The organism is Mucilaginibacter sp. SG538B (assembly GCF_013376065.1).
GTDB classification, from domain to species: domain Bacteria; phylum Bacteroidota; class Bacteroidia; order Sphingobacteriales; family Sphingobacteriaceae; genus Mucilaginibacter; species Mucilaginibacter rubeus.
Map to the genome: position 1 here is coordinate 1,097,894 of NZ_JABMJI010000002.1, position 13,052 is coordinate 1,110,945.

Below are 13,052 nucleotides of genomic sequence, written 5' to 3' on the forward strand. Positions count from 1 at the left end.
AATTCTATATCTTTCGCTTCAATTAAACTTTTATCACTGTGTTGGTTAAAACTTTTGGAAGCGCGGTTTATGGGATACAGGCTATTACCATAACAGTTGAGGTGAATATTGCATCGGGCACAAAATATTTCATTGTGGGCCTGCCCGATGTGGCTGTAAAAGAAAGTTATTTCAGGATAGAATCGGCGCTAAAAAACTGCGGTTTCAGGATGCCCCGCCAGCAGGTAGTGGTTAATATGGCCCCGGCCGATATCAAAAAGGAAGGCTCATCCTATGATCTTACTATTGCTACTGGCGTATTAGCCGCATCCGGCCAGATAGAACCCGAAACCCTTGATAAATTCATCATCATGGGCGAGCTTTCACTCGATGGAAGTCTGCAGCCCATAAAAGGCGCTTTGCCCATAGCCATACAGGCCCGAAAAGATGGCTTTAAAGGGTTTATCCTCCCTAAACAAAACGCCCGTGAAGCAGCCATTGTAAACGATTTGGAAGTTTACGGTGTTGAAAGCATTAAAGACGTCGTTGGCTTTTTTAACGGCACATCCGAGCTTAAGCCCGAAATAGTAAACACCCGTGAAGAGTTTTACGACAGCCTCTGCAATTACGACAGCGATTTCAGCGAAGTAAAAGGCCAGGAAAATATTAAGCGCGCCTTAGAGATTGCCGCGGCCGGCGGCCATAATGTGATCCTGATCGGTCCGCCCGGAGCAGGTAAAACCATGCTGGCCCGGAGGCTGCCCTCCATTTTGCCGCCATTGAGTCTCTATGAATCGTTAGAAACCACCAAGATCCATTCGGTGGCAGGCAAACTTGCCGCTGCCGATGCGCTGGTAACCATTCGCCCGTTCAGGAGCCCTCACCATACCATCAGCGATGTAGCTTTAGTAGGAGGGGGGAGCAACCCTGCCCCCGGCGAGATCTCTTTGGCCCATAACGGCGTTTTATTTTTAGATGAATTGCCGGAGTTTAAACGCAGCGCGCTGGAAGTAATGCGCCAGCCGCTCGAAGAGCGCCGGGTAACCATATCACGCGCTAAATTTACGGTAGATTATCCCAGTAGTTTTATGCTGGTGGCAAGCATGAACCCCTGTCCATGCGGCTACTATAATCACCCCGAAAAAGAATGTATTTGCCCGCCGGGTATGGTGCAAAAATACCTGAGCAAAATTTCAGGTCCGCTGCTGGACAGGATAGACCTGCATGTGGAAGTAACACCGGTTAACTTCAGCGAGCTGTCATCTGACCGTGCTGCCGAAAAAAGTGAGCTCATCCGCGAGCGGGTGATCAGGGCAAGGGAAATCCAGGTAGAGCGTTTCGGCAACCGTCCCGATCTGCATGCCAATGCGCAAATGAGTCCTCAAATGGTACGCGACTTATGCAAGATCAACGCGGCCGGCCAAACCCTGCTCAAAAAAGCCATGGAAAAACTCGGCCTCTCGGCAAGAGCGTACGACCGCATCCTTAAAGTATCCCGCACAATTGCCGATCTTTCCGGGAGTGAGGAAATTAAACTGGAGCATTTAGCCGAGGCTATACATTTCAGGAGTTTGGATAGAGAGGGCTGGGCTGGGTAAAGGTTATGCGCGACAGCGCCTCGAGACAGCGTAATCCGAAGCCGGAAACTTCGGACAGCAAGGGTAGCGTCCTTTAGTTTTATCTTATTCGGAGAATAAGTATAAAGGCAAAAATAAATGATTAGCAACAAATCCATTTCAAGTGTAACAAATAAAAGCGAAAATCGCATGCTTTATTGGATTTCCATTTCCTGCTTCAGCATCATCGGATTTTTTTGCAGGGATTATATTGAATTAATTTGGTGCCTTTTGGGATTTGTAATACTTTTTACAGCAATCTCATACATTTCAAAGACTATAGTTTTAACAGAAAATTCTATAATTATTCAGAGCATTTTCGGGAAAGACATTACAAAAGATGTAAATCAATGCATGCGTTTAACAACCTCTTGGCTCCTGATAAACAGAATGAAATTGGAGTTTATTGATGGTAGCCGGTATTTGTTTAACGGAAACTCCGCCGACGAAGTGGCGAAAGAGCTGACCAGAATTATTGCTCAACGCACTCCGGCACAAGTATGAAAATCTGGCGATTTGTACCTTTACCATATATCCCGCACTATCGCTGATCTTTCAGTGAGTGAGGAGATTAAACCGGAGCATTTAACTGAGGCTATTCATTTCAGGAGCTTGGATAGAGAGGATTGGGCGGGATAGAAACGATATATCCATTGCATAAGCTAAACCGGAAGTATATTCAATAAAAATGACATAGTCCTCGATTGTTCATAACAGCATAACAAGAACCTAAAAAAACAAGTTGATGAAAAACAAGTTGAAGTATTTTATTTATTCCCTCTTATTGACAATGGTCTTTTATTGTGCGCCTGCTGCTGCCCAAAGGCTTGTCCGTATCGGTCCGGCGCCAGTTGAGGAGATTGAGAAAGCGCGGGCGGCGGTGCTGCTTAATATGGAGAGCATTGAGGCGCATAAAAACTACATCTATGCATTGAACCTGGATAATCCACTTTTGATTCCCCAATATAAGGCCTGGATGAAAAAATACCCCAAAAACATCAATATTCCATTAACCATTGGCACGATTTATTATCGCGCCGAAATGTCGGAAGCTAAAGAGTTTTTGTTACAGGCCGCTAAAATTGATCCAAATAACGCCCAAATATGGTCTATGCTATCGGGAGACGCTTTTATTAGGGGGCAAACAGACCTGTCAAATGAATATATTAAGAAAGCGATGCTTGCCGACCCATCAAATGCCGGTTATGCGTTCCAGTACCTTTTCTCATTTGGCAATGGCAACCCTGATGAGTATAAACAAAAGGTTTTTGACTTTGTGAAGCGCTTCCCAAAAGACGAACGCGGAGCACAGGCATTATACTGGTTGGGCGAAGATGCGGGTGATATTCACGATAAAATCAACTACTTTGAAAAGCTACTGCAATTATACCCGCCTAAAGAGTTTAATTGGTCATCTTCCGGAATGATTGGTTTGGCCGATGCGTATTTGCAAACAGATCCTGAAAAAGCCTTAGTATTAATTAACAGCATGGGTGATGAAAAGGATTGGCAAATTAGGAAAAAGTTGGCCGAATCACTAATACAGGTTGGTAATTTGGAGCAAGCGAAAAATTATAAAGAAGCCTTTAATGTGCTTAACCAGGTAACCCTTCCGCGATTTAATTACATCGACGATTTTATATTATTAAAAAAAGCGGCGTTACAGCAAAAAACGGGCGATGTTAAGACAGCATATGATAGCCTGGCCGAAAAATTTGCAAAACTACCCACCGATGAGCTCCACGCCGCGCTTGAATTGTATGGAAAGGAAATAGGGAAGGATAAAGAGCAAATTACAAACGATATTAAAACAATAAGAAATAGCAAAGCTGTTGAAGCCTATCCCTTTAATTTGGGCCTGTATAGCAGTAAAGATAGCTTAAACCTGAATGACCTGAAAGGTAAGGTAGTATTGCTTACATTTTGGTTTCCGGGGTGTGGCCCGTGCCGGGCCGAATTTCCGCACTTTCAGGCCGTGATCAATAAATTTAAACCCGGGGATGTTGCTTATGTCGGCATCAATGTAGCACCTGAGCAGGATCCGTACGTAGCCCCTTTAATAAAAAACGCAGGATATTCATTTATCCCGTTACGCGGCAGCCGTGCATTTGCCCTTAAAAACTATGCTGTACAGGGCGAGCCCCAAAATTTTCTGATAGATAAAGATGGCAAAATAATTTTTAAAGATTTTCGCATCGATCAAAAGAACCATCGTACGCTGGAGCTGATGATAACTTCATTGCTGTAAGGGTTTGATGGCATTGATTGTGGACGTTCGTTATCGTTTGCCGTGGTGTGTTCGCAGGTATGAAGGGCGGGACTCGGGGAAAAGCTACTTATATCTTCTCTCTATAATAATCATAAATCTCTTTAAATATGTACACCGACTTCGACCAGCAAGCCTTTGATATTGATTGGTATTTAACCAACGGAAAAGAAGTCGCCTTTATGACATCTGCTGGTACTTGTTTACCGCGGTCTGTTGCGGAATCTGCTCAAAACAATATGGTATTGCAGGAATACTTTGAGGGCTTGCCATATACAACCAAATTTGTTATTAACCCTGATCTGGAGAACATCATAAATTCAGAGGCAGACGAGCAGTATCTATCGTCTTTTATAAACATGGCAATGAAAGGGCTTTATGCTTTCGACAAAACAAACTTAGGTCTTTTTAACGATCCGAATTGTCATTTAGTGGCAACGCCGGTTACTCCGCTAAATGTAAACTTATTGCCGACTGAGATCGCAAGCATCATTATGAAAACCCGGTTAAATGGCCCAATGGGTTTAACGTTTAATATTTCTATTTTAAAATGACAACAAAACCTTTACTCCTTATCACTATCGCAGCACTAACTATCTTTTCAAGCTCCTGCAAAACCTATTACATGCCTGTTGGTACTTTCCTGGAGCAGGTGCCAACCCTGGAAACGGTGAATTTAAGACAGGTTACCGCCCAGGACCCTCTTGGGCATAAGCATACCTATAGTGTTTATCCTATTGATTCGATTAAATGTTTCGATAAAGACGGAACTCCTTATAAGTTAAAGAACGGGCCATCTATTGAAATACGTTTTACAGATATCAATGGCAGGCGATCAACCTTTTACTTCGACCGCACCTGGGTTATCCAGGATTCTGTTATCGGTGTTCAGTCAAAGATTCTTTCACTGAAAAAAGCAATACCGGTAAGCACTATTAAAATAATTGAAGTACAGGATGGGCGAAAAAAATACAAATACATTAACCAGTAGGCCAAAATAAAGCTGGCCTACACAACAGCTGATTTGGAGTTTAATAGCGGGCAATACAAAACAATCATTTGCCGGCGAAGCCGGGGCTGATACCCGGCGCGGGCAAATTGGGTTATGCAGCTTAGCAGTTTACCTGCAAAACTTTAAGCCATACAGCCAACTGTACTATTATATTAAATAGCCTGTTAACTTAAAAAAAGCATGGCCCGCGGTTGCTGCCAATTGGAAATTTGTTAACCCTGCCATGCACATGATCGCAATGTGTATGATCGCGATACATTTTTTGATGAGATGGCGGGCAATTTACCTGTAGTGGTTGGGTAGTTTCAGTCTTATCAGGCTGACAAACTATCGTAGCTTGTTTTTTCATAACGACTTCTCCCTATGTTAGGTGACATTGATAATTGATATAATAAATTTAACTATAAAAACAGTTATTTACAATACCTTTTTATCAGAAAATAATATTAAAAAATTACGGGTTAAACCCGAAGGTGCAAGTAGCTTTTGCCCGCAGGCACGCCCTGCATATTTGCGCCGGTAAAGGAAAAAATCATTTTTGGCATCTTAGATAAATAAACAGCCGGAGCAAATAATATATACTCCGGCTGTTTAAATAAGTATAGCGTACCTGTATTTACTTCCCTTTCCAAAACTGCAGGTAATGCAGGTTGTACCCTCCGTTGTTAGCTAATACCTTTATTTTGTTGCTCCCGGCCTTTAAAACAATGTTTTTTACAGCAATAACCTGCCATTTTTTTAACCCGCCGGTGTTGGGAACCGCCACTTCTTTTGCCTGGGTTATATTATTAACTAAAACAGATAGTTTGGCATCATCGGTGGCGGATGCCACTTTGAGGCTTAGGGAGTATATGCCCGGTGTTTTAACCTGTATTGTGTACTGTGTCCATTCGTTGGTTTCAATATGATCTACATAGTAACTTTCATACTTCGTAGAATCTTTGCTGATATCAACGCCGTCGTTCCGGTAAACATGGCCTTTGTTCCCAACACCCGGTTTACCCGAAGTATGATAGTCGGCTGTATCGGTGTCAAAATAAGCAGAGCCATTGCGGCCCAGGTCATAATCAACAGCATTGATCACGGGGCCGTTGCCAATCCTGTTGGCTTTAAAGGGCTTGGTAACGCTTGTATGCGGCTGCCTGAAAATAGCATCGATGACATCATGATGGATAATGGTATTTTCTAATTTAGCATACGTAGCCAGCTCAAGGGTGCCACTATACGTATTGCTCTCGTTAGGCTTATTCCTGCCGGCGTTCAGGTACCTTGCCACATCATCATAGTTCAGATTTGACCGGATTTCCATCGGGTTGTTGATGCCCAATTTTTTTAATGGCCATAATGACCAGCCAATGTTATTTTTTTCTAACAAACCGATAGCTTCGGTAAGCCAGGTATTTGAGTTTTCGCCGGTTTCGCCCAGCCATACGGGGATATTATACTGGTCGCGTGTTTTTACGATATGATCAACAGACTTCTGATCGTTAAAATTCCAGTACTTATGAAAGCTCAGCACCATGTTTTTATCCCACTGGGGTAAAATACCGTTATAGTTATTGCCCCAACCGTTGCCCTCAATAATAATAATGTGTTTTTTATCTACCTCGCGAATGGCAGCAGTAATATCAACCATCAGTTTTCTTAGCGGACCGTTTGTTTTTTCCTTCAGTCCGTTTTTATCATTTTGAGGATCGTCAAAACCCCAGTTTGGCTCGTTGATGATATCATAAGCACCTATATAAGGCTCGTTTTTATACCGTTCGGCCAGTTTACGCCAAAGGGCTATGGTTTTTTGCTTGTTTGCCTCGCTATCCCAAAGTGATGGTTTGTCCGGGTCTCGGTCGGAGATGTTAAGATCGTTGCCTTGTCCGCCGGGCGCGGCATGCAGGTCAAGGATCAGGTACATGTGGTTCGCTTTACACCAGGCCAGTAAGTCATCGGTCATTTTAAACCCTTTATCCAGCCAGGTGTTTTTACCGGCAACGGGCTCCTTATCAACCGGCAAGGTGTAAAGGTTATAATGCATTGGCAGGCGAATAGAATTAAACCCCCAGCGTTTCATCGAATCTACATCAATTTTGCGGGTATTATTGGCCAGCCAGGTATCATAAAACTCCTTAGTTTCGGCCGGGCCCATTAGCTCATCCAGCCTTTCGCGAATGCGGTACTGCCGGCTGTCTTTGTTAATGTGCAGCATATAGCCTTCCTGTAGCATCCATCCCCCTAAACCCATCCCTCGCAGCAATACATTCTGCCCCTTTTCATCAACTATTTTTTTGCCTTCGGCTTTTAAAAAGCCAGTTTGTGCATTTCCTTGTAACGAGACAAATAATGCAGGAGCCGCGGCCAGCAAAACCTTAATTCCTGAGCTTACTTTTATATTTTTCATTAACGATGTTAACATGTTGTTGTGCATTTAAATTTTCTGAACCGGTTTATATTACCAGATATACGTTCCAACCGAACCTTTATCAAGTTTAACAGCTAATACTTTTCCCTGGTACTGGATGTTAAAATCCTGCGCGCCATCGCTGGTGTTGGCTACGATAAGTACTTTTTTGCCATCGGGGGTTTTGAAAGCCACATTAGGTAAAGTGTCTATATTGTTTGATGCGATACGGACCGACCCGGGACGTACAAATTTGGAAGCGTGAGCAATTGAATAATAAGCAATGTTTTTCTTTACTTCGTTTTTATCAATGGTAACGGCGCCCTGGCACATTGGGCAGCCGCCCCTGTCAGTGTAGGGCTTATATTCAGGGTCGGCGGCAAGGTTCCATTCCAGTACATTGCGGCTCCAGTTGCGGGTTGCGCCAATAATAAGGCTTTTAACCGGCCAGGCAATGTTGATGGTGCTTTGATTTTCGGGCTCAACGGTCATCTGCTCGGTAAAGTAAATGTTTTTATCAGGATGGGCGTTGTGCACATCGGTAAGGGCCGAGATATCGCCGCCATACAGGTGAAAGCCCGAACCATCCACATATTTACGGGCAGCCGGGTCATTCAATATCGAAATAGGATAGTCGGGCCTGTCGGCGTTATGATCGTAAACAATGATCTTTGTTTTGATGCCACCCGCCTTAAACGCCGGACCAAGATTGTTTTTGATAAAGTCGGCTTCGTCGGGCGCAACCATCAGCAAGCTGGGGTTATTACCCGGGTGTAATGGTTCATTTTGAATAGTGATGGCATCAATATTAATTCCATTGGCCTTCATCGCCTGGATATATTTAACCAGGTATTTTGCATATACCGGGTAACAATCGGGTTTTAATCTTCCACCGCGGGTATCATCGTTGGTTTTCATCCAGGCCGGGGGCGACCATGGTGAGCCCAGGATCTTGATTGCCGGGTTAATTGCCAGGATCTGTCTCATTACCGGGATCACATCGGTTTTATCCGGGCCAAGGTTAAAATGTTTTAACGTTGGATCTGCCTGGCCTTTGGGCATATCATCGTACGAGAAAACTTTCTCGTTCAGATCGGATGCGCCAATACTCAGCCTTAAATAACTGATGCCAATATCATTACCTGTAACCGCGAAAAGATTTTTAAGCAGCGCGGCCCGGCTGTCGGCCCCCATACGGATGATGTGCATAGCGCTGCCCCCGGTTAATGCAAATCCAAACCCGTCTATCGGCTGGTAATGTTGCTTATCATTAACAGTAATAGTAGTGCCGCCTGCCTCCCCGGTTTTAAAAGTAAGCGGCACTTTTTGCTGCTCAAAAAGTGCCGATCTGTCGGCCCTGGTAAGCCATAAGCTTGCCTTTGTTTGCGCATTTATTGCAGCCGGGCCGAGCAGCATGGCGCCCAATAAAATCGATTTGATTTGCGTGTTCATGAAACAGGATTTACAGGTTTATTTTGTTGGATAACAGGAATTAATAAGGCTGTTAAAATTGGATAAGTAAAAATATTACTGTTTTTAATAAAACGTAGGTAATTAATCGGTTACAAAGTCAATAATTAGATTTTGTAGTGGTTAAGAAGTAGTTTACCCCTGGGGTAATTTAAATCAGGGCGATATAAAGTCTTGTTTAACTGCGCAAATTTAATTTGCAATTTAAAACATTTGTTTTTATGAAAAGGTTTCTATAAATTCACACATAACTATCCAATGAATACTCCATCTAAAAAAATTGTCATATTTGATGACGACGAGGACATCCTTTCTATTTGCAGTTATATTTTGGAGGAACAAGGGTGGGAAGTGCACACGTTTAGCGACTGCAATAACATTGTTGAGAAAGTTTCGGGCATTTTGCCTGATGTGATCATGATGGATAACTGGATCCCCGATTCGGGCGGGATCATTGCCACGCAAACCCTCAAAAAAACCGAGGGGCTTAAAGAAATACCGGTAATTTATTTTTCGGCAAACAGCGATATCCAGATCCTGGCCAACCATGCCGGTGCCCAAAGCTATTTAGCCAAACCATTTGACCTGGAAGACCTGGAAAAGGTGATCAACAGGGTGATAGCAGCGTAAGTGGGTTAGCTATTATGCCATAAATTTATCTTGGGGATAGTGCAGAGGGCTGCGTTAGTGATAGGAGCGGATACCGGCCTTGTGGCTAATGCCGGTGCAGTATGAGCGTATAGCACGGGCCGCAGGCAACGCCCATATTTGTCATGCCGATCAAAAATTGTATTTTAATTTAACTATCTGTAACAAAAAAAGCGGGTTAAACAATGACAGCCCTCTTTAAAAACCGCTTCTATTTCTTTTCCTCAAACGATGCCAGCAGGTTTATATTCGGGTCCATCTTAACATCTGCAGGCTTGGCTTTTACCCGGAAACGGGCTGTTGTCGATTTCTCTTTTACCGGCACAGTTAACAGCTGCCCGTCAACAGACACCTCCAGCGGCAAATTGTAAACATAGGCCTGGTTTTGGGTTACATTTATGGTAATGTAACCATCCTTTTCATTATACTTCCAGCTAACCGCCAAATTTGGGTGCCCGGCGTTGCGCAGCCATTGCGTAAAAAACTGTTTCAGGTCCTTGCCGCTGGTTTGTTCCATTACCCGCCTCAAATCATCAGTATTGGCATTGCTGCCCTGGTATTTTGAATAATAGTTTCTAACCCCTTTCCAAAAAACATCGTCGCCCAGTTTGCGCCGCAGCATGTGCAGTACCCAACCGCCTTTTTCGTAACTATTGGCATTAAGCAGCTGCATAAATTTTGTTTTAACAGCGGTATCAACCACGGGCGTTAAACGCTCTTTTTCAAAATCCAGCACTTTTTTACGCTGGCCAATGAGGCGTCTTTTTAAGGTATCGGCCCCGTATTTATTTTCGAGATAAAGATTAGTCATATAGGTAGCAAAGCCTTCGCTTAACCAAAGGTGGCCAAAGCTTTTCTCGCTGGCGCCATCGCCAAACCACTGGTGGGCAATTTCATGCGCCATTAGTTCTTCTATATCCGGGCTTTTAACCGATTCTTCATAGTAGAATATGGCACTGGCATTTTCCATACCGCCAAAAATGGTTTTCGACTGCACGTTGGCCAATTTTTCATAGCTATAAGGGCCAACATTTTTTATAAAGTAGGGGAGAATGTTTTTAGCTACAGCATAGCTTTTAAACCCAACCTCTTTGCTTTCCGGAAAAACATAGGTAAAAACCGGGATCCCGTTAACATCGCCGGGGTGGTCAACAGCAAACTCGGCTACGCCTATAACCATTACTTTGGTGGGCAGCGCAACGGTTTCAACCCAATGGGTTAGTTTGAGCTTTCCGTCGAGTTGCTTTTCTTCGGTTTGCAGGCCGTTTGATACTACCTGGTAATGATCGGGTGCAGTTACAATAAAATCAACCGTGGCTTTGTCGGCAATGTTATCAACGCAGGGCAGCCAGTTATGGGCCCTGTTAGGCCAGTTATCACCGAAAAAAGTGCGGTGCCCGAACGCGTTGGCCGAGATGATCAACCCGTCGGCCGGGATGCCGCTGTAACTTATCGTATAATCGCGGGTGTTCCCTTTATACGCGCGGGTATTGACCTTTAGCTGTTCATCATCCTGGGTAAACTTTACCGGCTTCCCGTTTTCGGTTACTGCCGATACCAGCATGCCCTTGCCTGCAGCATTCTTTTTCACCAGGTCGAGGCTAAACCCTTCCGCGCCGTTCAAAAACTTTATCGAAACCGTGGCCTTTCCTTCAATATTATTATCGGCATCATTAAGTTTAATATCAAACGTATAATGTTTAACATCAATCTGAGCCCCGGAAACCTGGGCAAATGCCGGCACGAAAAACAGGGCCGGTAACAATAAAAGAACAAAAAATATCCTGCGCATAGCCGTGGTTCAGTTTGTTATGTACTGCAACAAAGCTAATAAAAACAAGCTGTTATCCGCCCTTCCCGGCCATATGGTTAATCACATTTTTACATTGCTAAAACGTTACATTAACCCCTGTGGTGAACAAAAAGTAAAGCCCGTTCATTTTGGTGTTTTTTACATAATCAACCTGGTTAAATGGCTTGATGAGGTAGGGCGTAAAGAGGATTTGCCACTTGTTAATAGTATAGGTTAAAGGCAACGATCCGCTGAAAGCAAGCAGCTTATATTGCCTTACCTCGCGCTGGTTTTGCTGCGTTACCGTTTGCGTTATGATAGTTTGCTTTGGCTGGCTGGGAAACAGGATATTAATAGGTGTTTGCTGCTGGGGTTGCTCTATCGAGCGGGTAACCTGCGATTCGGTATAATAAGTTTGGTAGAAAGATTGTGTACCGGCATAAAGTGTGGCGGTAAGAGTAACTTTTAGCCCGCTTTTTTTATCCGCGCCTGTTTTCAGGGCAAAAATTTCTTTTGATAATTCGGCCGTATTAACAACGTCGTTGCTGTTATTTTTATTAAACCTATAGCTGATGCCCGCCGTAAATTTTACAATATCATCCGGATTAGCATACAACTGCCCGTCGAGCGTGGCATTAAACGAAGAAAGTATAATGGGACTGCTCTTGGTGATGAAATATTTGGTGGCCGATACATTGCCCCCATAATACCGTTTTGCATCAAACGCGAAAACATAGCCCGGTGTAACGCTAAGGCCCTCGGTGCCTGATTTGGAGCCATTAAGATCAAAATAGCCGATAGCACTTACAAAAAATCCCTGCTTGCTAACTAATGTAACCGAGGGAAGAAGTACCGGGACACTGCTTTCATCGCGCCGGCCGGCATAGGTAAGGTTTGAAAGATATTGCAAACCCGCATTTATAAACAATTCTTTTGTTTTTGCCGCGGTATCAGGTTTTTGCTGGGCACAAACCGCAGGGCCGGCCAAAGCCAGCAGCAGGATAAGTTTAAGTTTTTTCATGGCTAATGTTGAATAAAAAAAGTGCGGATAATCAAAAAGGCCGGTACCGGCCTTTTTGATTTAATGTATGTAAATACTATTACTGTTTGGCAGCGCTCAGCTTGGCTGAACTCTTGCCCGAAGTTTTAACAGTAACGCTTTTCTTTCCCGCCTTTACAGCAGTACTGGAAGCGCTGCTATTTGAGAACCCGGTATTTAGCCTTTTAGAGCCCGCTGCCACGTTACCTGTGCTGTTCAGGTTGCCGGACGAGGTAACACTCACATTTTTGCTAACAGCATCGGCGCTATTACCTGCGGCCACCGCTGTTTTACCTGTAGTTGTTGCAGCGCCAGCCCTTAAAGCGGCAGCATTGCTGCTTACTTTTTCGGTAGTGTTAGTGGCAACACCTTCGGTTGTGGTTAATGCTTTTTCGCCTGTTGCTGTTACTCCGGTTGCATTCACAGTACCTGCGGCTGAGGTATTGCTGCTAACACCGGCTTGTGCAGCTGTTGTACCTGCCGTAGTATTTACGGTTGAGGCAACGTTGCTGTTAACATTGGCGGCCTCACTGGCGGCAACGCCCGTTACGGCCTGGTTGGTGGTAGCCTGGGTTTGAGCGGCTGTCCGCGCTGCTACATTTTGAGCCTGTGTTGCAGCCTGGTTGGTTACGGTTGAGGTTGTGTTAACCGCTTTTTGCGCTATTGATGCAGCATTCACAGTTGGCGTAGCTACCCGCGTAGCTATTTTAGTAGCGGTAGTTGCTCCAAGATTAACCTGGGCCGAACCAACTTTAAAAGCAAATAACGCAGCGGTCAATAAAACGGGTTTAATTAACTTTTTCATGATTAGTTTTTTAGTTATTAATATGTGAGGGAG

At 44.1% G+C, this 13,052-nt stretch carries 10 protein-coding genes and 1 pseudogene; 6 read left to right on the forward strand and 5 right to left on the reverse strand.

The annotated features are described in order from the left end of the window. Nucleotides 1–38 precede the first annotated feature (38 nt). The 5 genes and pseudogenes from FHW88_RS14230 to FHW88_RS14250 all read left to right on the forward strand — a co-directional run bounded on the left by FHW88_RS14230 (nt 39) and on the right by FHW88_RS14250 (nt 4,852). Nucleotides 39–1,577, forward strand: coding sequence for a YifB family Mg chelatase-like AAA ATPase (locus tag FHW88_RS14230; protein WP_090532677.1), 1,539 nt, complete (start codon nt 39–41; stop codon nt 1,575–1,577). 549 nt (nt 1,578–2,126) lie between these two features. Next, nucleotides 2,127–2,234 (forward strand): annotated as a pseudogene (locus tag FHW88_RS30425) (ATP-binding protein); the annotation flags it as partial. A gap of 106 nt (nt 2,235–2,340) precedes the next feature. Beyond that, complete coding sequence (locus tag FHW88_RS14240; protein ID WP_176626236.1) at nt 2,341–3,843, forward strand: TlpA disulfide reductase family protein; 1,503 nt, start codon at nt 2,341–2,343, stop codon at nt 3,841–3,843. 128 nt (nt 3,844–3,971) lie between these two features. Beyond that, on the forward strand, nt 3,972–4,415 hold the full coding sequence (locus FHW88_RS14245; RefSeq protein WP_176626238.1) for a hypothetical protein: 444 nt from the start codon (nt 3,972–3,974) through the stop codon (nt 4,413–4,415). Continuing rightward, a complete protein-coding gene (locus FHW88_RS14250; protein WP_176626240.1) occupies nt 4,412–4,852 on the forward strand; it encodes a hypothetical protein in 441 nt (146 codons plus the stop codon). The genes FHW88_RS14245 and FHW88_RS14250 overlap by 4 nt, the downstream gene beginning before the upstream one ends. 637 nt (nt 4,853–5,489) lie before the next feature. Here the strand turns inward: FHW88_RS14250 and FHW88_RS14255 are convergent. After that, nucleotides 5,490–7,265: a cellulase family glycosylhydrolase gene (locus FHW88_RS14255; RefSeq protein WP_176626242.1), complete on the reverse strand. Its 1,776-nt coding sequence runs from the start codon at nt 7,263–7,265 to the stop codon at nt 5,490–5,492. 51 nt (nt 7,266–7,316) lie between these two features. Further along, nucleotides 7,317–8,717, reverse strand: coding sequence for a glycoside hydrolase family 30 protein (locus FHW88_RS14260; RefSeq protein WP_176626243.1), 1,401 nt, complete (start codon nt 8,715–8,717; stop codon nt 7,317–7,319). Nucleotides 8,718–8,993: 276 nt separating this feature from the next. Here FHW88_RS14260 and FHW88_RS14265 point away from each other — a divergent pair, with 276 nt between their 5' ends. Next, a complete protein-coding gene (locus tag FHW88_RS14265) occupies nt 8,994–9,365 on the forward strand; it encodes a response regulator (protein WP_090532688.1) in 372 nt (123 codons plus the stop codon). 229 nt (nt 9,366–9,594) lie between these two features. Here FHW88_RS14265 and FHW88_RS14270 read toward each other — a convergent pair whose 3' ends face one another. The 3 genes from FHW88_RS14270 to FHW88_RS14280 all read right to left on the reverse strand — a co-directional run bounded on the left by FHW88_RS14270 (nt 9,595) and on the right by FHW88_RS14280 (nt 13,019). Next, complete coding sequence (locus FHW88_RS14270) at nt 9,595–11,175, reverse strand: M1 family metallopeptidase (RefSeq protein ID WP_176626245.1); 1,581 nt, start codon at nt 11,173–11,175, stop codon at nt 9,595–9,597. Nucleotides 11,176–11,272: 97 nt separating this feature from the next. Further along, nucleotides 11,273–12,196: a hypothetical protein gene (locus FHW88_RS14275; protein WP_176626247.1), complete on the reverse strand. Its 924-nt coding sequence runs from the start codon at nt 12,194–12,196 to the stop codon at nt 11,273–11,275. Nucleotides 12,197–12,275: 79 nt separating this feature from the next. Then, nucleotides 12,276–13,019, reverse strand: coding sequence for a hypothetical protein (locus FHW88_RS14280; protein WP_176626249.1), 744 nt, complete (start codon nt 13,017–13,019; stop codon nt 12,276–12,278). Nucleotides 13,020–13,052: the final 33 nt, after the last annotated feature.

What these genes read in the sequence shown, in the direction of transcription:
- FHW88_RS14280 (WP_176626249.1), bottom strand. Translation starts at nt 13,019, where the DNA reads ATGAAAAAGTTAATTAAACCCGTTTTATTGACCGCTGCGTTATTTGCT.
- FHW88_RS14260 (WP_176626243.1), bottom strand. Translation starts at nt 8,717, where the DNA reads ATGAACACGCAAATCAAATCGATTTTATTGGGCGCCATGCTGCTCGGC.
- FHW88_RS14275 (WP_176626247.1), bottom strand. Translation starts at nt 12,196, where the DNA reads ATGAAAAAACTTAAACTTATCCTGCTGCTGGCTTTGGCCGGCCCTGCG.
- FHW88_RS14265 (WP_090532688.1), top strand. Translation starts at nt 8,994, where the DNA reads ATGAATACTCCATCTAAAAAAATTGTCATATTTGATGACGACGAGGAC.
- FHW88_RS14245 (WP_176626238.1), top strand. Translation starts at nt 3,972, where the DNA reads ATGTACACCGACTTCGACCAGCAAGCCTTTGATATTGATTGGTATTTA.
- FHW88_RS14250 (WP_176626240.1), top strand. Translation starts at nt 4,412, where the DNA reads ATGACAACAAAACCTTTACTCCTTATCACTATCGCAGCACTAACTATC.
- FHW88_RS14270 (WP_176626245.1), bottom strand. Translation starts at nt 11,175, where the DNA reads ATGCGCAGGATATTTTTTGTTCTTTTATTGTTACCGGCCCTGTTTTTC.
- FHW88_RS14255 (WP_176626242.1), bottom strand. Translation starts at nt 7,265, where the DNA reads ATGAAAAATATAAAAGTAAGCTCAGGAATTAAGGTTTTGCTGGCCGCG.
- FHW88_RS14240 (WP_176626236.1), top strand. Translation starts at nt 2,341, where the DNA reads ATGAAAAACAAGTTGAAGTATTTTATTTATTCCCTCTTATTGACAATG.